Origin of the sequence: Caballeronia calidae, assembly GCF_900044055.2 — a bacterium.
Classification (GTDB): Bacteria; Pseudomonadota; Gammaproteobacteria; order Burkholderiales; family Burkholderiaceae; genus Caballeronia; species Caballeronia calidae.
In genome coordinates this window covers 62,422-86,754 of the sequence record NZ_FCOX02000038.1, presented here as the reverse complement: position 1 = coordinate 86,754, position 24,333 = coordinate 62,422, and the positions used below count along the sequence as shown (strand labels likewise).

General features: G+C 63.0%; 20 protein-coding genes. 15 read left to right on the top strand and 5 right to left on the bottom strand.

The window, feature by feature from the left end:
- Positions 1-402 precede the first annotated feature (402 nt).
- On the top strand, positions 403-933 hold the full coding sequence (locus AWB78_RS28235) for a GNAT family N-acetyltransferase (RefSeq protein WP_062609461.1): 531 nt from the start codon (positions 403-405) through the stop codon (positions 931-933).
- 8 nt (positions 934-941) lie between these two features.
- Here the strand turns inward: AWB78_RS28235 and AWB78_RS28230 are convergent, their stop codons facing one another.
- A complete protein-coding gene (locus tag AWB78_RS28230) occupies positions 942-1,937 on the bottom strand; it encodes a GlxA family transcriptional regulator (protein ID WP_062609459.1) in 996 nt (331 codons plus the stop codon).
- Positions 1,938-2,401: 464 nt separating this feature from the next.
- Between AWB78_RS28230 and AWB78_RS28225 the strand changes: the two genes are divergently transcribed.
- From AWB78_RS28225 to AWB78_RS28175, 11 genes are all read left to right on the top strand, one after another.
- Positions 2,402-3,373: a dipeptidase gene (locus AWB78_RS28225; protein ID WP_062609457.1), complete on the top strand. Its 972-nt coding sequence runs from the start codon at positions 2,402-2,404 to the stop codon at positions 3,371-3,373.
- 30 nt (positions 3,374-3,403) lie between these two features.
- On the top strand, positions 3,404-3,937 hold the full coding sequence (locus tag AWB78_RS28220) for a DUF5943 domain-containing protein (RefSeq protein WP_062609455.1): 534 nt from the start codon (positions 3,404-3,406) through the stop codon (positions 3,935-3,937).
- A gap of 60 nt (positions 3,938-3,997) precedes the next feature.
- Positions 3,998-6,061, top strand: coding sequence for an NADH:flavin oxidoreductase (locus tag AWB78_RS28215; protein ID WP_062609453.1), 2,064 nt, complete (start codon positions 3,998-4,000; stop codon positions 6,059-6,061).
- A gap of 15 nt (positions 6,062-6,076) precedes the next feature.
- Positions 6,077-7,987, top strand: coding sequence for a (Fe-S)-binding protein (locus AWB78_RS28210; RefSeq protein WP_062609451.1), 1,911 nt, complete (start codon positions 6,077-6,079; stop codon positions 7,985-7,987).
- Between the two features lie 4 nt (positions 7,988-7,991).
- The gene (locus tag AWB78_RS28205) at positions 7,992-9,152 is read left to right on the top strand and encodes an electron transfer flavoprotein subunit alpha/FixB family protein (RefSeq protein WP_062609450.1); all 1,161 of its coding nucleotides are present in this window, start codon (positions 7,992-7,994) and stop codon (positions 9,150-9,152) included.
- Positions 9,149-9,907, top strand: coding sequence for a drug:proton antiporter (locus tag AWB78_RS28200; RefSeq protein WP_062609449.1), 759 nt, complete (start codon positions 9,149-9,151; stop codon positions 9,905-9,907). The genes AWB78_RS28205 and AWB78_RS28200 overlap by 4 nt, the downstream gene beginning before the upstream one ends.
- A 97-nt stretch (positions 9,908-10,004) precedes the next feature.
- Positions 10,005-11,303, top strand: coding sequence for an aromatic ring-hydroxylating oxygenase subunit alpha (locus AWB78_RS28195; protein ID WP_062609448.1), 1,299 nt, complete (start codon positions 10,005-10,007; stop codon positions 11,301-11,303).
- 33 nt (positions 11,304-11,336) lie between these two features.
- Complete coding sequence (locus tag AWB78_RS28190; protein ID WP_062609447.1) at positions 11,337-12,599, top strand: 2Fe-2S iron-sulfur cluster-binding protein; 1,263 nt, start codon at positions 11,337-11,339, stop codon at positions 12,597-12,599.
- Between the two features lie 128 nt (positions 12,600-12,727).
- Positions 12,728-13,582 (top strand): glycine betaine ABC transporter substrate-binding protein, encoded by an 855-nt coding sequence (locus AWB78_RS28185; RefSeq protein WP_062609445.1) that lies wholly within the window; start codon positions 12,728-12,730, stop codon positions 13,580-13,582.
- Positions 13,583-13,785: 203 nt separating this feature from the next.
- Positions 13,786-14,865, top strand: a complete 1,080-nt coding sequence (locus AWB78_RS28180; protein ID WP_062609444.1) for a triacylglycerol lipase — start codon at positions 13,786-13,788, stop codon at positions 14,863-14,865.
- Between the two features lie 3 nt (positions 14,866-14,868).
- Positions 14,869-15,900 (top strand): lipase secretion chaperone, encoded by a 1,032-nt coding sequence (locus tag AWB78_RS28175; protein WP_062609443.1) that lies wholly within the window; start codon positions 14,869-14,871, stop codon positions 15,898-15,900.
- Here AWB78_RS28175 and purU read toward each other — a convergent pair.
- Entirely contained in the window at positions 15,897-16,772 is an 876-nt protein-coding gene (gene purU / locus AWB78_RS28170; RefSeq protein WP_062609442.1) for a formyltetrahydrofolate deformylase, read from the bottom strand. The genes AWB78_RS28175 and purU overlap by 4 nt on opposite strands.
- Before the next feature lie 119 nt (positions 16,773-16,891).
- Complete coding sequence (locus AWB78_RS28165) at positions 16,892-17,803, bottom strand: choline sulfate utilization transcriptional regulator (protein ID WP_062609441.1); 912 nt, start codon at positions 17,801-17,803, stop codon at positions 16,892-16,894.
- A gap of 127 nt (positions 17,804-17,930) precedes the next feature.
- Here AWB78_RS28165 and betC point away from each other — a divergent pair, with 127 nt between their 5' ends.
- Positions 17,931-19,466 carry a choline-sulfatase gene (gene betC, locus AWB78_RS28160; RefSeq protein WP_062609440.1) on the top strand — a complete coding sequence of 512 codons (1,536 nt, stop codon included), beginning with the start codon at positions 17,931-17,933 and terminating at the stop codon, positions 19,464-19,466.
- Between the two features lie 43 nt (positions 19,467-19,509).
- Complete coding sequence (locus AWB78_RS28155) at positions 19,510-20,457, top strand: choline ABC transporter substrate-binding protein (RefSeq protein ID WP_062609439.1); 948 nt, start codon at positions 19,510-19,512, stop codon at positions 20,455-20,457.
- Between the two features lie 19 nt (positions 20,458-20,476).
- Here the strand turns inward: AWB78_RS28155 and AWB78_RS28150 are convergent, their stop codons facing one another.
- Positions 20,477-21,793, bottom strand: a complete 1,317-nt coding sequence (locus AWB78_RS28150) for a glycosyltransferase family protein (RefSeq protein ID WP_062609438.1) — start codon at positions 21,791-21,793, stop codon at positions 20,477-20,479.
- Between the two features lie 367 nt (positions 21,794-22,160).
- Between AWB78_RS28150 and AWB78_RS28145 the strand changes: the two genes are divergently transcribed.
- A complete protein-coding gene (locus tag AWB78_RS28145; protein ID WP_062609437.1) occupies positions 22,161-23,309 on the top strand; it encodes a porin in 1,149 nt (382 codons plus the stop codon).
- On the opposite strand, the gene AWB78_RS28140 is transcribed toward AWB78_RS28145, so the two are convergent.
- On the bottom strand, positions 23,306-24,283 hold the full coding sequence (locus AWB78_RS28140) for a GlxA family transcriptional regulator (RefSeq protein ID WP_062609473.1): 978 nt from the start codon (positions 24,281-24,283) through the stop codon (positions 23,306-23,308). The genes AWB78_RS28145 and AWB78_RS28140 overlap by 4 nt on opposite strands.
- Positions 24,284-24,333: the final 50 nt, after the last annotated feature.

Genomic DNA, 24,333 nt, shown 5'->3' with positions numbered 1-24,333 from the left:
GCTGTGCCGGAGCTATTTGGTGCTGAACCAGCGCGCTATAACTTCTAGCTTGTCAGACCGTGCGCGGTCCAAGCCCGATAAGACCTTTGAGGGCACTCGCTACTGCTGGACCACGTGCAATCTTCTGTGCCGCGGCCGGCATGAAGTGCTTAGGCTGGGGATAGCTGTTTCTTTGGTTACTTTCTTTGCAGCAGCAAAGAAAGTGACTGCCGCCCCGCACAGGGGCAGAGCTAATAAACCGACGCGAAAACAGGATTTCACGCCCGCCCGCACCCGCGAATAAACCAGACGACTGCCGCCCCGCACAGGGGCAACACTAATAGCCCGACACGAACACGGGATCCGGCGAAATGAAAACCCATCCCCCTCCAATTCCCCCAAAATCAGCGTCATACTTACCCCATGACCGCCGATTATCTCCGCACCGCGCTGTCCGTGCGCCTCGCGCTCCCCGCCGATGCCGCCGATATCGCGCGCATCCACGTCAAGGCCTGGCAGGCCGCCTATCGTTCGATCTTTCCCGCTGCATACCTCAATTCGCTTTCCATTCCGAAGCGTCAGGCACTATGGACCGCGCTGATCGCACGCGGCATGCCCCGCGTAATGCTGGCGGAGCGCAACGACGTCACCCTGGGCTGGATTGCATGGGGCGTCTCACGCGACCACGACCGGCGCGAAACGGACGCCGAAATCGAAGCTATCTACATCGATCCGACGCATTGGCGCAGGGGCGCGGGCCGCATGTTGATCGATGAGGCGATCAACGCCGCAGCTAGCGAAGGTTATCGGGAAATGACGCTCTGGGCGCTCGAGGAAAACGTGCAAGGCCTGCGCTTTTACAAGGCGCTCGGCTTCGCGCTGGACGGCGTATTCCGCACGGAACGGGTAGGCGGATGCGAAGTCTGCGAAACGCGGCTTCGCATGGCGATCTGATCGATCGCTCAGGCGACCATCGCGGGCACGGACGACAAAGGCGGAACCTGCTTGCGGCGCTCCCGCGTCGGCGCCGTGCCGAACGCATCGCGATAGCTCTTCGAGAAATGACAGGCGGACTGGAAGCCGCACGCCATCGTGATGTGCATGATCGACATATCGGTTTGCAGCAGCAGCTCACGCGCGCGCCGCAGTCGTAACGTCAGGTAGTAATGCGTCGGCGTCATGCCCAGATGCTCGCGGAAAAGCCGCTGCAACTGCCGTTGCGACATGTTCGCCAAACGCGCCAGTTCCTCTCGCGACAAAGGCTCTTCGATGTTGTTCTCCATCAGCGAGATAACCTCGAAGAGCGACTTGTTCGCCGACCCCAGACGCGCGACCAAAGGCATGCGCTGCTGCGCGCTCGTATCGCGCACATGCTCGACGATGAACTGCTCGGCAATCTGCGTGACCCGCGCCGTGCCGACGCGCGCCGCGATCAGGTTGAGCATCATGTCGAGCGGCGCGACGCCGCCCGTGCACGTGACGCGATCGCGATCGATCACGAACAGCTCTTTGAGAAAGCGCGTGTCGGGAAACTCTTCTTTAAGTGCCGACATGTTCTCCCAGTGAATCGCGCATGCGTAGCCTGCGAGCAGGCCCGCGCGCGCCAGCGCATAGGTGCCGGTGCACAGGGAGCCGAGCACGCTGCCCGTGCGCGCGAAGCGGCGCAACGCGGATAGATGCTCGGGCGTGGTCGAACGCTGCACGTCAATGCCGCCGACCACGAACACGATGTCGGGCTGTCCCACGCAATCCGCCGGACCCGTATCGACGGAAAGCCCGTTGCTCGCCGTCACCGGTCCGCCATCGGGACTCACGATCGACCATCGATAAAGCGGCTGCCCCGTCAGGTAGTTCGCCATGCGCAGGACTTCGATCGCATTCGTGAACGCGATCATCGTGAAGTTGGGGAGCGGCATGAACGCGAAGTGCGACAGCGACGCCGTGCGATCGGAAGACATGTGAGAACTGATTCCTTGGAATCTATTGATTGGCGCCGTCATGCGCGGCGCTTTGCCACTTTTCTAATTTTGGTTTCGAGTGCAACTACCATGCCATCAGGCGAAACCCTGAGCGCCATGAGGCATTGCTCCTGCTTTACGGCGGCCGCGCACCGGGGCGGAGCCTGACGGGTCAAGGAACGCACTGTTGAAGCGCACGATCGTTCCGACGCAGTGCAGCAGAAAGCCTAAGGGAATGCGCTACACCGAATCTTAATTCGCCACTTGTCGAAAACAGACGCGCATGTCGGAAAAGGTAAAGAACACGTCTAAATTCGTAAATTGACCGGCAAGGCGAAAGACAAGAATAGACCCAACGACAAAGCCCGCGACGAAACGCCGGAAGCCCCGTCAGGCCTGAGTCGAACGACAGTTCTTTCGCGCCGCGCGAACCCACTCTATCAAGCAACACGGAGCACATCAGGATGAGCACCCTGCACGACAACAGCATCATCATCGACGGACTGAATATCTCGAAGTTCGAACGCTCCGTGTTCGAGGACATGAGAAAGGGCAAGGTCACGGCCGTGAACTGCACCGTCTCGGTCTGGGAAGACTTCCAGAAGACCATCGACAACATCGCGGAGATGAAGCAGCAGATCCGCGAATACAGCGAAATCCTCACGCTCGTGCGCACGACCGACGACATCCTGCGCGCGAAGAAGGAGAACAAGACCGGCATCATCTTCGGCTTCCAGAACTCGTATGCGTTCGAGGACAACCTCGGCTATATCGAAGTGTTCAAGGAACTGGGCGTGAACGTGGTGCAGCTCTGCTACAACACGCAAAACCTCGTGGGCACGGGTTGCTACGAAGCCGATGGCGGTCTGTCCGGCTATGGCCGCGAAGTGATTCAGGAGATGAACCGCGTCGGCATCGTGGTCGATCTCTCGCACGTCGGCGCGAAGACCTCTTCCGATGCGATCGCCTGTTCGAAGAAGCCCGTCACGTATTCGCACTGCTGTCCGTCGGGTCTCAAGGATCATCCGCGCAACAAGAGCGACGATCAGTTGCGCGAGATCGCCGATGCAAACGGCTTCGTCGGCGTGACGATGTTCTCGCCGTTCCTGAAGAAAGGCCCGGACGCGACCGTCGAGGATTATCTCGAAGCAATCGAATACACGATCGATGTGATCGGCGAAGACAAGGTGGGCATTGGCACGGACTTCACGCAAGGCTACAGCACCGAATTCTTCGACTGGATCACGCACGACAAGGGCCGTTATCGCCGCCTGACGAACTTCGGCAAGGTGGTGAACCCTGAAGGCATTCGCACGATCGGCGAGTTTCCGAACCTGACCGCCGCGATGGAAAAGGCGGGCTGGAGCGAATCGCGCATCAAGAAAGTGATGGGCGAGAACTGGCTGCGCTATTTCGGCGAAGTCTGGAACGTCTGAGAGCAACGACAACTATAAAGGAACCCTGCGATGCAACCCCAACTGCCTATCGACGTCGATCCGCAAACCGGCGTATGGACCACCGACGCGCTGCCGATGCTTTACGTGCCGCGCCATTTCTTCACGAACAATCACGTCGCCGTCGAGGAAGCGCTCGGCCTCGAGACGTATGCCGAGATTCTCTACAAGGCCGGCTACAAGTCCGCGTATCACTGGTGCGACAAGGAAGCGGAGAAGCACGGCATCGCCGGCATGGCCGTGTTCGAACATTACCTGAAGCGCCTGTCGCAACGCGGCTGGGGCTTGTTCGACATCGTCGAAGCCGATCCGGCGACGTCGTATGCGCGCATTCATCTGCGTAACTCGTCGTTCGTGCTCCAGCAACCGGGCAAGCAGGGCAAGCTCTGCTACATGTTCGCGGGCTGGTTCGCCGGCGCGATGGACTGGGTGAACGATACCGCGCCCGACAGCGCGAAGAAGGGCCCGCGCTCGAAATCCGTCGAGACGCAATGCGCGGCCGAGGGACACGATCACTGCGTGTTCGAAGTGTCGCCACTGGCATAACCGCGTCGGAGACAACGCGGCAAAGTAGTTGCATGTAAAACCATTCCGAGGTCGATCGCAATGCGTTACCCGAACCTTTTCAAGCCTCTTCAGCTGAACAAGCTGACCCTGCGTAACCGCATCGTCAGCACCGCGCACGCGGAGGTCTATGCCGAACCGGGCGGCTTGCCCGGCGACCGCTATATCCGTTACTACGAGGAGAAGGCGAAGGGCGGTGTCGGCCTCGCCGTGTGCGGCGGTTCGAGTCCCGTGTCGATCGACAGCCCGCAAGGCTGGTGGAAGTCGGTGAACCTCGCGACCGATAAGGTCATCGACCCGCTCTCGCGTCTCGCCGAAGCGATGCATCGTCATGGCGCGTTCATCATGATCCAGGCGACGCACATGGGCCGCCGTTCCGCATGGCACGGCGAGCACTGGCCGCATCTGATGTCGCCGTCGGGTGTGCGCGAGCCGGTGCATCGCGGCAACGCGAAGATCATCGAAGTGGAAGAGATCAAGCGCATCATTCAGGACTTCGCCGCGGCCGCGAAGCGCGTGAAGGATGCGGGCATGGACGGCATCGAAATCTCGGCGGCGCACCAGCATTTGATCGACCAGTTCTGGAGTCCGCGCACCAATTTCCGCACGGACGAATGGGGCGGCTCGCTCGAGAACCGTCTGCGCTTCGGCGTGGAAGTGCTGCAGGCCGTGCGTGCGGAAGTGGGCAAGGACTTCTGCGTCGGCTTGCGCATGTGCGGCGACGAGTTCCATGAAGACGGCCTCTCGCACGAGAACCTGAAGGAGATCGCGCAGGCGATGTCCGAAAGCGGACTCATCGATTACGTCGGCGTGATCGGTTCCGGCGCGGATACGCACAACACGCTCGCCAACTGCATGCCGCCGATGGCGCTGCCGCCCGAGCCGTTCGTGCATCTCGCGGCGGGCATCAAGTCGGTCGTGAAGCTGCCGATCATGCACGCGCAAAGCATTCGCGATGCGGGTCAGGCCGAGCGTCTGCTCGCGAACGGCATGGTCGATCTCGTCGGCATGACGCGTGCGCAGATCGCCGATCCGCACATGGTCATCAAGATCCGCGATGGCCGTGAAGATGAAATCAAGCAGTGCGTCGGCGCGAACTATTGCATCGACCGTCAGTACAACGGCCTCGATGTGCTGTGCGTGCAGAACGCGGCGACATCGCGCGAAGAGACGATGCCGCATGTCATCGAGAAGACGCGCGGTCCGAAGCGCAAGGTCGTCGTGGTCGGCGCGGGCCCCGCGGGTCTCGAAGCGGCACGCGTCGCGCGTTCGCGTGGTCATGATGTCGTGCTGTTCGAGAAGAACGACTATGTGGGCGGTCAGATCATGCTCGCCGCGAAGGCGCCTCAGCGCGAACAGATGGCCGGCATCGTGCGCTGGTTCGACATGGAGACGAAGCGCCTCGGCGTCGATCGCCGTCTCGGTGTCGCCGCCGACGACAAGATGATCATGGCCGAGAAGCCGGACATCGTCGTGCTCGCGACGGGCGGTTCGTCGTTCACGAATCAGGTGCCCGCGTGGGGCGTGGACCAGGGTCTTGCGGTCAGCTCGTGGGACATTCTCTCGGGCAAGGTCGAGCCGGGCAAGAACGTGCTCGTCTATGACGGCGTGTCCACGCATGCGGGCGCGGGCGTCGCGGACTTCATCGCATCGAAGGGCAATAACGTCGAGATCGTCACGCCCGATGTGAAGGTCGCCGACGACACCGGCGGCACGACGTTCCCGATCTTCTATCGCCGGCTCTATGCGCAAGGCGTGATCCATACGCCGAACTACTGGCTCGACAAGGTGTACGAGGAAGACGGCAAGAAGATCGCCGTGATCCGCAACGAGTACACGGAAGAGCAGGAAGAGCGCGCGGTGGATCAGGTCGTCATCGAGAACGGCATCACGCCGAACGACGCGCTCTACTGGAAGCTCAAGCCCGAGTCGCTCAATCGCGGGCAGCTCGATGTGCACGCGCTCTTCGCGTCGCAGCCGCAGCCGTCACTGAGCGAAACGCTCGGCAACGGACGCTTCCTGCTGTTCCGCGTCGGCGACTGCATCTCGATGCACAACATCCACAGCGCGATCTACGATTCGCTGCGCCTCTGCAAAGACTTCTGACGAGGGTATTGGACGATGAACCCCGTGTTTGTCATCACCGCGCTGCTGTGGCTTTCGATGGCGGGCCTCGCGTTCGCCTTGCTCAAGCGCGCAGCCTACTGGCGTGAAGGCCGCGCGACGGCGGCAGGCGTGTACGGATGGGCGAACCTGCTCACCATCCCCAAGCGCTATTTCGTGGATCTGCATCATGTCGTGGCGCGCGATCCGTATATCGCGAAGACGCACGTCGCCACTGCCGGCGGCGCGATTCTCGCGATGGCGCTCGTCTTCATCAACTACGGTCTTGCGATCTACTCGCCGTGGCTCGATAAGGCGATTTTCATCGCGGCGATCATCATGCTCGTCGGTGCGGCGTTCGTGTACAAGCGCCGTCGCGCGAAGAACGTGCCCGCGCGTCTGTCGCATGGACCGTGGGACAGTCTGCCCTTGCTGCTCGGCTCGTTCGCGCTCGGCCTCGCGCTGTTCATGCTGCTGCCCGCATCGTGGATGTCCGGCGCACTGGCGATCATCGTCGCATTGCTGATTGCGGCGGGCGCGTACACGATGACGTTCGGCGCAGCGCAAGGCGGCCCGATGAAGCACGCGATGGCGGGTCTGCTGCATCTCGCGTTTCATCCGCGTCAGGAGCGCTTCAAGGAAAAGACCGGCCAGGAAGTCGTGCCGCCGACGGCCCTGAAGAAGCCCGTGCTCGATGCGAAGGAATATGGCGTCGGCAAGCCGGTCGAGTTTCGCTGGAACCAGCTGCTGAGCTTCGATGCCTGCGTGCAGTGCGGCAAGTGCGAAGCCGCGTGCCCCGCGTTCGCATCGGGCCAGCCGCTCAATCCGAAGAAGCTGATTCAGGATCTCGTCGTCGGCATGGTCGGCGGTTCCGACTCGCAATACGCGGGCAGCCCGACGCCCGGCATCCCGGTCGGCAGGCATTCGGGCGGTCCGGCCAAGCCGCTGATCTCGCAGATGATCGAAGCGGACACGATCTGGTCCTGCACGACCTGCCGCGCCTGCGTGCAGGAGTGCCCGATGCTGATCGAGCACGTCGATGCGATCGTCGACATGCGCCGCAACCAGACGCTCGTCGAAGGCAATGTGCCGGGCAAAGGTCCGATCACGCTCGCGAATCTGCGTGAGACGGGCAGTCAGAACGGCTATGACATCGGTGCGCGTTACGACTGGTCGGTGGATCTGCAGGTGCAGGTCGCGCAGCCGGGACGTCCTGTCGATGTGCTGCTGATCGCCGGCGAAGGCGCGTTCGACATGCGTTATCAACGCACGCTGCGTGCATTGGCGAAGGTCATGAACAAGGCGGGCGTCGATTACGCGGTGCTCGGCGGCGCGGAAACGGATACGGGCGATACCGCCCGGCGTCTGGGCGATGAAGCCACGTTCCAGCAATGCGCGTCGAAGCTGATGAACACGCTGTCGCAATACCAGTTCCGTCGCATCGTCACGGCCGATCCGCACGTGCTGCACAGCCTGCGCAACGAATATCGCGCGCTCGGCGGCTATTACGAAGTGCAGCATCACACCGCGTTCATGGCCGAGCTCGTCGAGAAAGGCAAGCTCTCGCCGAAGGCCGCCGCCGTGTTCAACGACAAGAAGATCACGTATCACGATCCCTGCTATCTCGGCCGCTACAACGGCGAGACGGAAGCGCCGCGCAAGCTGCTGAAGACCATCGGCATCAAGGTCGTCGAGATGGAGCGTCACGGCATGCGCGCACGCTGCTGCGGCGGTGGCGGCGGCGCGCCGTTGACCGATATCCCCGGCAAGCAGCGCATTCCCGATATCCGTATCGCCGATGCGAAGTCGATCGGTGCGGAAGTGGTCGCCGTCGGTTGCCCGCAATGCACCGCGATGCTCGAAGGCGTGGTCGGTCCTCGTCCCGAAGTGCTCGACGTGGCGGAGCTCGTTGCCGCCGCGCTGGAGTAAAGCCATGAACGACATCAAACGAATCGATCCGCGCCGGCCGTTCATCGTCACGGCGGCGGGACTGAAGCGCATCACGCTCGGTGAAGTCGGCAATGGCGTCGTGCTCGATTTCGCGCACGGCGGCCACAAGGAAGCCGTGAAGCCGCGCCGCACGACGAAGCCCGCGACGCGCTCGCTGCTCGTCGCGGCGCACACGGACCGCGGCGCACTCGACGATCACGCACGCCAGGCGCTCGCCGCTGCCGCGCTGCTCGCGGACGATCAGACGGAAGTCGTGCTGGTTGCATTCGGCGAGTTCAAGGACGATGCCGCCGCGCTGGGCGCGGACCGCTTCATCGAGCTGCCCGCGTTCGACCGGCGCAATTACGCACCCGACGAAGAAGTGCGCGCGCTGACGGCATGCGTCGCGGCTTACACGCCCGCGCACATTTTCATGCCCGACAACGCGACGGGCGACGGCGATCTCGGCCGACGCTACGCCGCACGCGCCGATGTATCGATCGCGACGCACGTCGTCGAGCTCGATGCCGCGCACGTCGCATCGTATGCCCATGCGGGCCGCGCGATCGCATCGCGTGCCTTGCCCGAAGTTGTTTTGCTTGCAGCCAATGCCGTCGATGCGAAGCTGCCGTTCGTCGGCGCGGGCGAGGCGGTGAGTGCTGAAAGCTTGGTGCCGGCATCGAAAGTGAGTGCTTACGTCGATCTCGGCATCGAGGAAATGGACGCCGCGCAAGTCGCGCTGGAAGAGGCGGACTTCATCGTCTCGGCGGGCAACGGCGTCACCGATATCCCTGCGTTCGAGACGCTCGCGAGCACGCTGGGCGCCGCGATCGGCGCGAGCCGCGTCGCCGTCGACGACGGCAAGTTCACACGCGACAAGCAGATCGGCGCGACCGGCAAGACCGTCGAGGCGAGCGTGTATATCGCCTTCGGCATTTCGGGCGCCGTGCAGCATTTGCAGGGCATCAAGGATTGCCGCCATGTGATCGCCGTGAATCTCGATGCCAGCGCGCCCATTGCGAAGCGCGCGAATCTGACGATCGTCGCGGACACGCAGGAAACGATCAAGGCGCTGACCGATGCAGCCGCCGCCGCGCGCACCGCGCGTGCGAACGGTGGTTCGATCGTGCAGACCGCGCATGTCGCCGAAGGAGTTGCAGCATGAAGATCGCCGTTCTCGTTTCCACCGGGCGTCATCCGGTCAGCGGCACCGCGCGCTACAGCCGCAACGATGCCGCCGCACTGACGATCGCCATCGATATCGCCAAAACGCATCACGCGCAGCTCGACGTGCTGCATGCGGGCGATCCGGCCAATCCTGCGTTGCAGGAATACCTCGCGCTCGGCGCGCCGCAAGTCGAGGTGCTGAACACGCAAGGCGATGCCTGCGCGGCGCTCGCGCAGCGGCTCGCCGGTTACGACCTCGTGTTCACCGGCACGCGCGCCGAGGGCGCGTTCGACAGCGGCACGCTGCCTTACAAGCTCGCCGATGCGTTGAACGTGCCGCTCGTCGGCGCGGCCGTGGATGTCAGCGTGACGAAGGAAGGCGTCGAAGTGCGCCAGTTCATGCCGAAGGGTTTGCGCCGCCGCGTGCGCGCGCAACTGCCCGCGCTCGTCGCCGTGCATCCGCTCGCCAATGCTGCGCCGCGTTATGCCTATGCGCGCATGCGTGAAGGGCATGTCGCGCCGGTCGCCGCGACCGCGCCGGCCGATAGGGAAAACACGGCATGGAGCGTCGGCGCGATCACTGCGAAGCCGAAGAAACTCGCTGCGCCCGAGAAGCGTTCGGGCCACTCGCGGATGCTGTCCGCGACGACGACGGAAAGCCGCGGCGGCAGCGTCGTAATTGAAGGGAGTTCCGTCGAAAAAGCACAAGTGATTCTGGCGTATTTGCGCGAGCATCAACTCGTCGACTATTGATTTCCGGCCCCGGCCGGACGACCCACATACGAAAGCAGAAGCCCGCGTTCAAAGGTGTTTGGCGGGGCACCAGACGTGACGCAAAACGGAGCACACGATGAAAGTTTCGGCAGACGTTCGCGCGATGATCGAACGCCGCAAAAAGGGCCATACGCTCGAGGCGCCGTTCTATACGAGCGCGGAGATTCACGCGCTCGACCTCGATGCGATTTTCCGCAAGACCTGGATCCAGGTTGCCGTGGAACCGGATATTCCCGAGCCGGGCGATTACACGACGGTCGAGATCGGCAACGATTCGATCCTGATCGTGCGCGACGACGATATGGAAATCCGCGCGTTCTACAACGTGTGCCGCCACCGCGGCGCGCGTCTGTGCAACGAGGAGAAAGGGTCGCTCGGCAATATCGTGTGCCCGTATCACAGCTGGACGTACAACCTCTCCGGCGACCTGATGTTCGCCGAGCACATGGGCGACCAGTTCGACCGCTGCAAGCACAGCCTGAAGAAGGTGCACGTGCAGAATCTCGCGGGCCTCATCTTCATCTGCCTCGCCGACGAGCCGCCCGCCGATTTCGCCGTGATGCGCGAAGCGATGGAGCCGTACATGCTGCCGCACGGCCTCAAGGACTGCAAGATCGCGGCGAGCATCGATATCGTCGAGAAGGGCAACTGGAAGCTCACGATGGAGAACAACCGCGAGTGCTATCACTGCGTCGCGAACCATCCCGAGCTGACCATTTCGCTCTATGAATACGGCTTCGGCTATCAGCGCTCGCCCGCCAACGAGGAAGGCATGGCTGCGTTCGAGAAGACCGTCGAAGAGCGCACGAAGCAATGGGAAGCCATGTGCCTGCCGTCCGCCGAAATTGAGCGCCTCGCCGATCTCGTGACGGGCTTCCGCACGCAACGCCTGCCGCTCGATCGCGACGGCGAATCGCAGACGCTCGATGCGAAAGTGGCATCGAAGAAGCTGCTCGGCGGCTTCGAGCGCGCGGACCTGGGCGGTCTGTCGTTCTGGACGCAGCCGAACTCGTGGCATCACTTCATGAGCGATCACATCGTCTCGTTCAGCGTGATTCCGCTCGCCTCGGGCGAAACGCTCGTGCGCACGAAATGGCTCGTGCACAAGGATGCGCGCGAGGGCATCGACTACAACGTCGACAATCTCACGGCTGTGTGGCGCGCGACGAACGATCAGGACCGCACGCTCGTCGAGTATTCGCAGCTCGGCGTCGCGAGCAACGCGTACGAGCCGGGTCCGTACTCGCCGTTCACGGAAGGACTCGTCGAGAAGTTCTGTGAGTGGTACATCGGACGTCTTGCCGAATATGCGAATACGCCGGAGCAGGGCGTCGATGCATCGCACGGCGAGAAAGTCGTTTCCTTCATGCGCTAAGCGCGTTCGAACAGCAGCAAGCAGGAGCAGAACATGATGCGCGATCAGGCTACGTTCGAGCCGACCGACAGCCGTGTCACCCAGCCGAAATTCTGGGGGACGCTGCCCGTGCGCTGGGATTGCGATACGGACGAGACGCTCGTCTGTTGTCACGTCCGGCAGGAAACGCACGACGTCAAGAGCTTTTTCTTCAAGGCGCCGGGCGAACGCACGTTTGCGTTCGAGCCGGGGCAGTTCATCACGCTCGAACTCGAGATCGACGGCGAGCAGATCAACCGCTGCTACACGATCTCGTCGGCGCCGACACGTCCGCACACGATCTCCATCACGGTGAAGCGCGTGCCGGGCGGGCCGGTGTCGAACTGGCTGCACGACAACATGGTGGCGGGCGCCACCGTGCGCGTGCTCGGGCCGTCGGGCGAGTTCACGTGCGCGCGTCATCCGGCGCGCAAGTATCTGTTCCTGTCGGCGGGATCGGGCATCACGCCGCTCATGTCGATGAGCCGCGCGCATCACGAACTCGGCGACGATGCGGACATCGTGTTCGTGCACAGCGCGCGCACGCCGGACGACATCATCTTTTCGCGTGAGCTCGATCTCATCGCATCGAATCACAAGAACTTCCGCACGTCGTTCGTGTGCGAGCGGGTGGGCGCACGCACGAACTGGCCGGGCGTGACGGGCTTTCTGACCTTGCCGCTATTGAAGCTGATCGCGCCTGATTTTCTGGAGCGCGAGATCTTCACGTGCGGTCCCACGCCTTACATGAAGGCAGTGCGCAATCTGCTCGACGAAGGTGGTTTCGATCGCAAGCACTATCACGAGGAAAGCTTCTCGTTCGGCGTCGTCGAGGAAGTTGCGGCCGAGCTCACGACCGCGCATGTCGCCGAAGCGATCGCCACAGAGACGGATTTCGTCGAAGCGCGTGAGGAAGCGGTCGGGTTCGCGCCCGCGCCGACCGAGCCTGTCGAGGCGGAGACTGTCGAAGCCGCGTCTGTCGAAGCAGAGCCAGTAGAAGCCGCTCCGATCGACACGAAGTTCAAGGTGAACTTCGCGAAGAGCCGCCGCGAGATCGAATGCGGCACCGGCGAACACGTGCTCGATGCCGCGAAGAAGGCCGGTGTGCGTCTGCCTTCGTCGTGCACGCAGGGCATGTGCGGAACGTGCAAGGTGAAGCTCGTGTCCGGCGAAGTGAGCATGAAGCATGCGGGTGGCATTCGTCAGCGCGAGATCGATCAGGGCATGGTGCTGCTGTGCTGCAGCAAGCCTTTGACCGATCTCGTCGTCGACAAGTGAGGTCCTGGGTCGTGCACATGAGGCGCGTCGTTTCTGAACAATTGAGTGTCGGAAAAGCGCGTTACGTATCAATTCTGGCTGGTGATTCTGTTCGCTACACGGCGTGGGGCCGCTAAAGGGGAAACCTGATGAAACCGATGAGAAGAATGCTCGTACTCGGGGCGATGACCGCCGCCCTCGCCGCGAGCTTTGGGGCGAACGCCGCTGACAAGCCGACTATCAAGATCGGTTACGTCGAAGGCTGGGACGATAGCGTGGCGACGTCGAACGTTGCTGCGCGCATCATCGAGAAGAAGCTCGGCTATCCGGTGCAGCTCGTGCCGGTGGCGGCGGGCGTGATGTGGCAGGGCGTCGCGCGCGGCGATCTGGACGCGACGCTCTCCGCGTGGCTGCCGGTCACGCACGGGGCGTACTGGAACAACTTCAAGGGCAAGGTCGTGAATCTCGGTCCGAACTTTCAGGATGCGAAGATCGGTCTGATCGTGCCGGAGAATGTCGACGTCAACAGTCTTTCCGATCTCGAAGCGAAGAAGGCGGAGTTCGATTCGCGCATCGTCGGTATCGATGCGGGCGCGGGCGTGATGCAGAAGACGAGCGAAGCGATCAAGGCCTACAACCTCGACTACAAGCTGCTGCCGAGCTCGGGCAGCGCGATGACGGCGGAACTGGCGCGCTCCGAGGCTGCGAACAAGCCGATCATCGTGACGGGCTGGAAGCCGCACTGGATGTTCGCGAAGTACAAGCTCAAGTTCCTCGAGGATCCGAAGAAGGTTTTCGGTGAAGCTGAGCACGTGGATAGCGTCGTGAATCCCGAGCTCGAAAAGAAGGCTCCGCCGGTGGTGGCATTTCTCAAGAAGTTTCAGTGGAAACCGGGTGAGATCGATAGCGTGATGCTCGCCACGCAGAATGGAGAGAAGCCGCAGGCCGCGGCTGATGCGTGGATCAGCGCGCATGGGGATCGGGTGGATAGCTGGACCAAGTAAGCTTTTGAGCGTTGGGCGACGCTAAGGGCGCTGCGATCGGGCAGCGCCCTTTTTTATCTTGCGCGGTCGATGAATCGCGCCACAGGCGAGCCGATCAACTCGACGTCGTATGTTTTCCGAAGTTTCTGATTGGATCGAGGCAGGTATTTTGTGAATCATTTCGGATCCCAAAGAAAAGATTCAGAGAACAGGAGATCCACAGCATGCCTCTACCGATCGTCGCGCGAATCCGTGCTTGCGCCCGCGCGCTGCTGATGCCCATTGCTCTACGTATCGCGCTCGCCGTGCTTTCGCTGGGCGCCGCGATGCCGGCGAGCGCGGCGGATCAATACGCGCAGACGAAGTATCCGATCATTCTCGTGCACGGCTTGACTGGAACGGACAAGTATCTCGGCGTGCTGGATTACTGGTACGGAATTCAAACGGATTTGCAGCAGCATGGCGCGCAGGTCTATGTGGCGAGTCTTTCCGGCTTTCAGGCCGACGACGGCCCCAACGGACGAGGCGAACAACTGCTCGCCTATGTGAAGCGCGTGCTGGCCGTGACCGGTGCTCAAAAGGTCAATCTGGTCGGCCATAGCCAGGGCGGCCTGACGAGCCGCTACGTCGCAACGGTGGCACCGGGCCTCGTTGCATCCGTGACGACCATCGCGACGCCGCATCGCGGTTCGGAGTTCGCGGACCTGTTCCTGGAGAAACTGAAGGCCGATCCCACCGGTCTCGCCACGCCAGTGCTGGCGGCGTTCTTCAATCTGTTCGGCACCGTCACCAACAGCGGGCACAACTCGAATCAGGACGCCTATCTCGCGCTTCAGACGCTCACGAGCGCGGGCACCGCGCGCTTCAATGCGAGCTACCCGACCGCGGCACTCGGCGCGCCGGGCTCGTGCAAGACGGGCGCGGCGAGCGCGACCGTGGGCGGGGCGCAGCAGTTGTATTACTCGTGGACCGGTTCGGCGATTCAGCCTGCCGCCAAGCTCTTCGATATCACGCTCGGCCAGGATATCAGCACGTTCCCGCTGTTCGATCTCGCCAATTTGCTGGATTTGTCGACGCCCGTGTTCTACCTGACCGGCACGGAGATGCTCAATCGCAACGCCGGTCCGAACGACGGTCTCGTGTCAGTGTGCAGCTCGCTCTATGGACAAGTCCTCAGCACGAGCTACAAATGGAATCACATCGACGCAATCAATCAGTTGCTGGGCATTCGCGGATTATTCGCCGAAGATCCGGTCGCGGTCATTCGCACGCATGCCAACCGGCTCAAGTCCGCGGGCGTCTGAGCGATGGCAAGGCCGGTTCTTTTCGCTTGTCTCGGTGCCGCGCTGCTGGGGGCGGCGGGTTTGAGCGCGTGGCACGGGCAGCGTGTCGATGCCGTCGCGGCTCGCGCACCTGCCGTCGCCGCCAGCGTGCGAAATGCGTCGTCGTCATCCGTCGATGAAGGCATCGCGCCGGCGCAGCGAGGGCTTCCCCAGTCGCTTGCCGGCTCGAACGCACCGCGACTGCCGCTCGACGAGCACGGCCACCTGGCGAAAGTTCGCGCGGCGCGGGAATTCTTCGACTATTGCCTGAGCGCGCAGAGCGATCTCGAGCCGGAGGTGCTCGACGCGCTCGTCGAGCGCGAGATCGCCGCTCAACTGGACGACACGCCGGCGCAACCCGAGGCGCTCGATGTCTGGAATCATTACCGACGATATCTGAAGGGTCTCGAAGAGCTGGAAAAGGGTGGCAAGCCATCCGACGCGAAGCTCGACAGCTCACAGCCTCGCGAGATCGATGTACAGCAGGTGACGAGCGTGCTGGCGCAGCGCGAAATGCTCGCGACGCGCGAGCTCGGCGACTGGGCCGACGCGTTCTTCGGCGACGAGCTCGCCGTGCAGCGCGTCGACGCCGCGCGTCTCGCCATCGCGCAGGATACGTCCTTGAGCGCGCAGCAGAAGACCGGGCACATGGAAGCGCTGGATCAGGGGCTGCCTGCCGGGGAACGCGCGGAACGCGCGGAGGCGAAGCGCAAGCAGGAGGTCATCGACGAAGTCGCGCGGGCGCAAAGCACCAACGGTTCGCCGGAGCAGGTGCGCGACGCGCTCACGCAGACGCTCGGCGCCGACGCGGCGGAGCGCGTCGCGCAAGTCCGGCGCGACGATCTGGCGTGGCAGGCGAAGTACGACGCCTACGCCGCACAGCGCGCGCAGATCGACGCGAGCGCACTGACGCCGCAGGCGCGCGAGCAAAGCATCCAGCAATTGCGCGATCGCGTCTTCACGGAGCCGGGCGAAGCGGCACGCGCCGCTTCATTCGATCGCGCCCGCACGGACTAACGCAAGACCACCGTTCGTTCCCCATTGATAAACACGCGCCGCTCGATAAACGCCTTCACCGCCCGCGCGAGCGTAATGCACTCCACATCCCGCCCGGTGGCAAGCAACCGTTCCGGACCATAAGAATGATCGACGCGCTCGACTTCCTGCTCGATGATCGGTCCTTCATCGAGATCGTCGGTGACGAAATGCGCGGTGGCGCCAATGAGCTTCACCCCGCGCGTATGCGCCTGATGATAGGGCTTGGCCCCCTTGAACCCAGGCAGGAACGAATGATGAATATTGATCGCACGCCCCGCGAGCTGGCGGCTCGTCTCACCGGAAAGAATCTGCATATAACGCGCGAGCACCATCAACTCCGCGCCTGACGTGTCGAAGAGATCGAGCAGACGCGCTTCCTGCTGCGGCTTGGTATCGGCGGTGATCGGCAGATGATGGAACGGCAAGCCATGCTGCTCGGCCAGATGCGCGAGATCCGTATGATTCGACCCGATCCCGACGATATCCATCTTCAGCTCGCCCATGCGCCAGCGGAACAGAAGATCGGCGAGACAGTGCTCGAGCTTCGACACCATGATGAGCACCTTCGGCCGCACGGCGAGATCGTGCATCGCCCAGGTCATCGAGAAACCGTCGGCGATAGGCCCGAATTCGCGCTGCAACATCGCCAGATCGAGCGCTTCCTCGGGTTTCGCGCCATGAAACACGCAGCGCACGAAAAAGCGTCCGGAAAGGTCGTCATCGAAGACGGTGAGCTCGTCGATATAGCCGTGATGCCGCTCCAGAAAGCCGACGATGGCGGCGACCTGCCCCGCCGCGCTCGGGCACGAAACGGTAAGCACCAGTTGATCAAAGCGGGAATCGGCTGCCATGCGTGCTCCACATTCGAATGGTTGCACCGCCGCGAAATGCGGCGAGCGTACTCGCTAGTAAAGCAAACACGCGCGCCCGGCGGATAGAAGCGATGCGCCGCGCAGCTAGTACGAAAGCGTCAGCCGGCGACGTCGCATTCGTCGAGCAGCCACTCGCTGAACGCGCGCACGGCGGCGGCCGGCTCGCGCGGCGTGACGAGCACGTAGCCGCGATCGGTGACGAGCGGCGCATCGCAGAGCGCGACGAGCTGGCCCGTCGCGATCAGCTCGTCGACGAGCGGCGCCCAGCCCAGCGCGACGCCCTGGCCCATCACCGCCGCATGCGTGACGAGCGCGTAGCTATTGAACGTGAAGCCGCCGTGCGTGGGCGGCGCGGCGAGGCCATGCGCCTCGAACCATGCGCTCCAGGAGAGCCAGCGCTCCGGAAATGTGGGCTCCAGATGCAGCAGCGGCAGCGTGAGCAGATCGGCGGGCGAAACGGGCGCCTTTGCGCCCGCGATCAGCGCCGGGCTGCACACCGGCGTCACCCGCTCGGGAAAGAGCTTCACGGCGCTCTTCGTGCCCCAGTCTGCGTGTGTATCGGCGAACGCGATGACCACGTCCGCATGGTCGCCCGATGCGCTCGGCAGGCTCTGCGACGTGATGATCTTCACGTCGACGTCGGGCATCAGCGCCTTGAATTGCGGCAGGCGCGGCATCAGCCAGTAGGTGGCGAAACCGAAGTCCGTCGAGAGCGTGAGCGTGCGCTGCGTGTGACGCGAGCGGATATCGGACGTCGCCGCGCGGATGATGTCGAGGCCTTGACGCACCGCATCGAAAAGCCGCGCGCCGTCCTCCGTGAGCGTGACGCCGCGATGCCCGCGCTCGAAGAGCGCCGCGCCGAGCGACTCCTCCAGTTGCACGACGCGCTGACTCACCGCGGGCTGCGTGGAGCCGAGTTCGCGGGCCGCGGCGGTGAAGCTTGCGAGGCGCGCGGCGGATTCGAACATGAGCAGCGCCTGCATGGGCGGCAGACGGTCCGGCCGCGGCATAACTCCCCCTTATGAACGCATAACGTTTTGCTGTCTTCACAGCCGCGATTTGAACGGCAATAGTGACGTCGAAGGCTCGGTCGACATTCGAGCCCACTGTTCCGGATTCTATTCGAGGCACGCATTCATGCTTGAGACGAAACAAAATATCCTTGTTCTGATGGCCGATCAGCTCACGCCCTTCGCGCTCTCCGCATACGGCAACCGGGTGACGAAGACGCCGCGCATCGATGCGCTCGCGCGCGAAGGTGTCGTGTTCGAATCCGCGTATTGCGCAAGCCCGCTATGCGCGCCTTCCCGCTTCTCGCTGCTAGCGGGCAAGCTGCCTTCGAATATCGGCGCGTACGACAACGCCGCCGAATTCCCCTCGGAGACCTTGACCTTCGCGCATTATCTGCGCGCCGAAGGCTATCGCACGATTCTTTCGGGCAAGATGCATTTCTGCGGCGCGGATCAGCTGCATGGCTTCGAGGAACGTCTCACGACCGATATCTATCCCGCCGATTTCGGCTGGACGCCCGACTGGCAGAACCCCGACGCGCGCCCGACTTGGTATCACAACATGAGTTCGGTGATCGACGCGGGCCCGTGCGTGCGCACGAACCAGCTCGACTTCGACGACGAAGTGACCTTCACGACGCGTCAGAAGCTCTTCGATATCGCGCGCGAGCGCAACGCGGGCAAGGACGCGCGGCCCTTCATGATGGTCGCGTCGCTGACGCATCCGCACGATCCGTATGCGATCCCGCGCAAGTACTGGGACATGTATCGCGATGAGGACATCGACATGCCTTCGTATCGCGATTCGCTCGATGCGTGCGATCCGCATTCGAAGCGTCTGCGTCACGTGTACGAAGCGGATCGCACGCCGCCGACCGAGCGGCAGATTCGCAACGCACGGCGCGCCTATTACGGCGCCATCTCGTATGTGGACGATCAGTTCGCCGCGATCCTCGAAGCGCTGGAGCAGGCCGGTCTCGCTGACGACACGATCATCGTCGTCACGTCGGATCATGGCGAGATGCTCGGCGAGCGCGGCCTCTGGTACAAGATGACCTTCTTCGAAGGCGGCTGCCGCGTCCCGCTGATCGTGCATGCGCCGAAGCAGTTTCGCGCGCATCGCGTGGCGAGTTCGGTGTCGCATCTCGATGTGCTGCCGACGCTCGTCGAGCTCGCGCGCGATGAAGCGCCGCAAGCATGGCCCGACAGCATCGATGGTCGAAGCCTCGTGCCGCATCTGCGGGAAACCGGCGGTCACGACGAAGCGACCGGCGAATATCTCGCGGAAGGCGCGATCGCGCCCATCGTGATGATCCGGCGCGGGCGCTTCAAGTTCATTCACACGAGCGTCGATCCCGATCAGCTCTACGATGTAAAGGCCGATCCCTTCGAGCGCGAGAATCTCGCAAGCGATGAACGTCACGCCGCGCAAGTGGCCGAATTCCGCGCGGAAATCGCGCGCCGCTGGAATCTCGACGCGCTCCATGAGGACGTGCTGAAGAGCCAGCGCCGCCGCCATTTCCACTTCGCGGCGACGACCCGCGGCACGATTCAGTCATGGGACTGGCAGCCGCATGTCGATGCGAGCCAGCGCTACATGCGCAATCACATCGACCTGGACGATCTCGAAGCGATGGCGCGCTTTCCGGCCGTCGAGCACTGAGCACGCATCCCCATCATCACTCCACATCCGACAGGAACGCACCATGAAAAAGGGCTTCATCCATGCGCTCTTCGCCGCCGCGCTCAGCTGCGTGGCTTTCCACGCGTTCGCCGCCGAGCCGCAGTCGTGCACGCAGGTGCGCATGGCCGGACCCGGCTGGACCGACATCGACGCCACCAACGCGATGAGCGGCATCGTGCTCAAGGCGCTCGGCTATCGGCAGAACGTCGCGAACCTGTCGGTGCCGATCACGTATCAGGGCATGAAGAAAGGACAAATCGATGTCTTTCTCGGCAACTGGATGCCCGCGCAGGCGCCGCTAGTGAAGCCGTTCTTCGAGGACAAGTCGATCGACGTGGTGCGCCCGAATCTCTCCAACGCGAAGTTCACGCTGGCCGTGCCGGAGTACGTGGCGGCGGCTGGCGTGCATTCGTTCGCGGATCTCGCGAAGAATGCCGACAAGTTCGATAACCGCATCTATGGCATCGAGCCGGGCGCGCCCGCGAATCAGAACATCAAGCGCATGGTCGATGACAAGGCCTTCGGCCTCGGCGACTGGAAAGTGGTCGAATCGAGCGAAACCGCGATGCTCACGCAGGTCGAGCGCGCGGTGCGCGAGAAGAAGTGGATCGTCTTTCTCGCGTGGGAGCCGCATGTGATGAACACGAAGTTCAAGCTCGCGTATCTCGATGGCGGCGACAAGTACTTCGGCCCGAACTACGGCGGCGCGACGGTGAACACCGTGGCGCGCAGCGGCTACGAGCAGCAGTGCCCCAATGTGGGCCGGCTGTTCAAGCAGATGGCGTTCAACGTCGATCTGGAAAACGGCGTGATCACCGAGGTTCTGGAGAAGAAAACCCATGTCGATGCCGCCGCCACGGATGCGCTGAAGCGTCATCCGGAACTGCTGAAGTCGTGGCTCGACGGCGTGACCACGGCGAGCGGCGGGAACGGCCTGGAAGCCGTTCAGACCGCGCTCGGCGTGAAGTGACGTGAAGCGGTGGAACGCGTCAGCCGAGCTGCATGCTGGCGCGATCTTGCTCGGCCATCAGAAGCGCGCGCAGCGGCGAGACGATCGCGACGAAATGCACCATGAGACTATCCGCCTGCTGGAAATACCACGGCGTGTTGATGCTCATGCAGTCGAGACCGTTTTCGAGTTTCCAGCCGAGACGTTCGGTCAGCAGATTCGCGATGATGGTCTGGTCGCCGCCGTTCGCGTAAGTGCTCGACTTGTCGGGCGCGGCGTTCACGTGCGCGTAGATCTCTTCGACGAAGGCGATCGTCGCGGGTTTGCGGCGAAAGCCCAGTAAGCCCGCGTTGATGGCCCACGGGCCGATGTCATGCGCCGCGACGATGTCGCGTCCGTCGAGCAGCGTCTCGAGCGGCTTGCGCTGATCGAAGAAGAGAATGTCCGCATCGACCCAGAACATCCATTCGTGATGCGGCAGATGCTTGCGCAGGAACCACGGCTTGAGCCATGTGCCGGATGTGCCCGGCCCGACTTCGGCGGGCGTCTGGCGATAGACGTAGAGCGTGTAACCGTGGCGTTCGCAATAGCGGCGCATGTTCCGTTCGGCGACGGCGCCGTACGCGCGCACGTTGGGCGTGTAGTAAGTCACGAGCGCGATGGGCTTGCCGGGGTTGTAGACGCTGAAGTCCTCGTTCCGTTCGGCGGACTCGTCGGCAAAGCGGAAGAGCGGCGTGCCTTTTTGCTGGCAATCGTTGACATGCCCGGCGAGCGCGTCGCGGAAGCTCGAATGAATGCCGCCATATGCGTCCCCTTCTTCGAGCACGATCGTCCAGAGATTGGCGTGGCGGGCCCAGTGAGGCTCGAAACGCGGACCGCAGTGCATCGTGCACAGAATGCCGCCGCGCTCGCCATGCGCTTCGATGTGGTCGAGCGGCGAAAGCAGTTCGACTTCGTTTTGCGCGGTGCGGCCGAGCTTGCATTTTTCGATGCATCCGACGATGAACCTGCGAATGTCCGCCGTATTGCGCCAGATTTGCACGGCGGTCTGATGTGCTTCACTGCTGCCGGACACCGCCATGAGCGCGTGTTGACGGCCAGCGGCGATAGGCTCGACCGGAAGCATGTTGAGCACGATGCAGTCTTCGCTCATGCAGACGAGCAGCGCCATCTCGGGCATCCGGCGCAAGTGCTGCAGGATGACCTCGTACTTGAGCAACAGACCGTGGGCGCTGCCCGGCAAGCCTGCCACCGACACGGTGGCGTGCTCGTAGCCCATGTGCGAGGCGTAGTGCCTGTGATTGTTGAGAACGTGCGGTGCGTCGACGTGAAGGAGGCTCAGGCAGCGGGTAGTCATGGATGTATCGATTGCGGAAGCGAAACGAAGGAATGCGGCTTTTTTACAGATTCGGGAGTATGGGAGCCGGTCTCGTTCGCTGCTATCGGGCATGTCCGAATTCGAAATCGTTCTATCGACGCAAACCCTGCTGTTGCCGTAGTCGCAACTGGACAGATTCGCGTCGCAATCGGTCGAGCCTCCATATATATGGAACCTTATTTTTAACCACGTCGGCGCAATGCTTCATTTCGCCGCGTAGCAGATCAGAACGAGTTCCGCAGTTCCCCGCAGCGTCAGCTTGCGATATGCCTTCACGCCATGCGCACGAGGGCAGGGCAGCGCTTTTTCCAACGCAATATCGACGAGACGAGCAAAGGACCAGCACATGAAAAAAGGACATGCCGCGAAGTTCGCAGGCCTCGCATTGGCCGCGGGCGCGGCGAGCGTGCCGACGGTCGCACATGCACAAAGCAGCGTGACGCTCTATGGCATTCTCGACGCGGGCATCACCTGGGTCAGCAACACCGGCGGCTCGCACGTCGTGAAGTTCGACGACGGCATTTCCTACGGCAACCGCATCGGCTTTCGCGGCGTCGAGGATCTCGGCGGCGGACTGCAGGCGATCTTCGTGCTGGAGTCGGGCTTTCACCTCGGCAACGGCCAGTACGCATTCGGCGGCGCGGAGTTCGGCCGTCAGGCCTATGTGGGCCTGAAGAACCAGTGGGGCACGGTATCGCTCGGCAATCAGCTCGACATGACCGAGGAGTTCGTCTATCTCTACAACATCTCGGCGTGGGCGAGCGGCTATGCGATCCACCAGGGCGACTTCGACCGCATGAACGGCGACCGCCTGCCGAACTCGATCAAGTTCCTGTCGAACGACTTCGGCGGCTTCACCTTCGGCGGCATGTACTCGTTCGGCAATCAGGCGGGCAACTTCCATCAAAACAGCGCGTGGAGCGTGGGCGCGCACTATACCGCCAGCACGTTCAACATGGGCGCGGCGTACACGCAGCTGAACAACCCCAACGGCATCTATGCGTTCGATCCCTACGCGATGATCGGCGCGCGCACCTTCCTCGGACAGCCGACCGTGTCCGTCGATCCGGCGACGGGCGCCGTCACCGATCTCTACAGCGCGAACCCGTTTCCCGTCGACAAGCAGGGCGCGTTCGCCGTGGGCGCGGCGTGGACCATCGGCAATCTGATGCTGTCGGGAAACTTCACGTACACGACGATCAAGGGCCTCGGCCAGACATCGCACATGCAGGTGTATGAAGGCGGCGCGTCATACAGCTTCATGCCCGATCTGAGCCTCTACGGCGGCTATCAGCACACGCGCTTCGAGGGCAATCACTGGAATCAGGGCTCGCTCGGCCTGCACTATCTGCTTTCGAAGCGCACGGACGTGTACGTCTCCGGCGACTATCTGCGCGCGTCCGGCCCGATCGATGCGGTGATCGGCTACAGCTTCACGCCTTCGTCGTCGAATACGCAGGCCGATGTGCGCGTCGGCATGCGCCATTCGTTCTAGGCGGCGGCGAGCCGCGCGGGGGCCACGGCGCGCAATGCGCTGCGGTCCTGCCGCGGGCTCGTGTTGAAGCGCACGCGATACGTGCGCGAGAAATGCGATGGCGATTCGAAGCCGCACGCGACGCATACCGCGAGAATCGACATATCGGTCTGCTGAAGCAGCTCGCGTGCGCGCGTGAGGCGCAGGCCGAGATAGAAGTGCGTCGGCGTGTCCTTCAGCGACGCGCAGAAGAGCCGCTCCAGCTGACGCCGCGTCACGCCGATGGATTCCGCGAGCGCATCGGGCGACAACGGCTCTTCCATGTTCTGCTCCATCAGCTCGATCACCTGGATCAGCTTGCGGTTGTGGATGCCGTAGCGCGCGGCGATCTGCAGACGCTGATGATCCGAGCGCTGCCTGATGCGCCCCAGCACGAACTGCTCCGACACCTGCGCGGCGAGGCTCGCGCCATGCTCGCGCGCGATCAGGTCGAGCATCATGTCGATGGACGCCGTGCCGCCCGCGCACGTGATGCGCCGCACGTCGATCTCGAAGAGCTCCTGGCTCGTCTCGATGCCCGGATAGCGCTCGGCGAAGGCCGCCGCCGCTTCCCAGTGCAGTGTCGCGCGCTTGCCCGTCAGCAGCCCGGCTTCGGCGAGGATGAAGCTGCCGGTGTCGATGCCGCCGAGCGTCGCGCCGGCGCGATCGAGACGCCGCAGCCAGTCGGCGATGGCGCGCGAGTAGCCCGAAAGCGGCTCGAAGCCCGACACGACGAACACCGTGCGCGCATCGCTGACCTGATCGAACGCGTGTTCCGCGTTGAGCGTGATGCCGTTGCTCGCGGCGACCGGCCCGCCGTCGACGGACAGAATGTGCCAGCGATACAGCTCGCCCGCGAAGCGGTTGGCGACGCGCAGCGGCTCGATCGCGGACATGAAGCCGATCGACGAGAACTCGGGCAGCAGCAGGAAGTGGAAATCGTGGGGAGCGGACATCGGATCGATCGATAAAGGCGGGTCGATGAACGAGCCGTCCACGCTAGCAA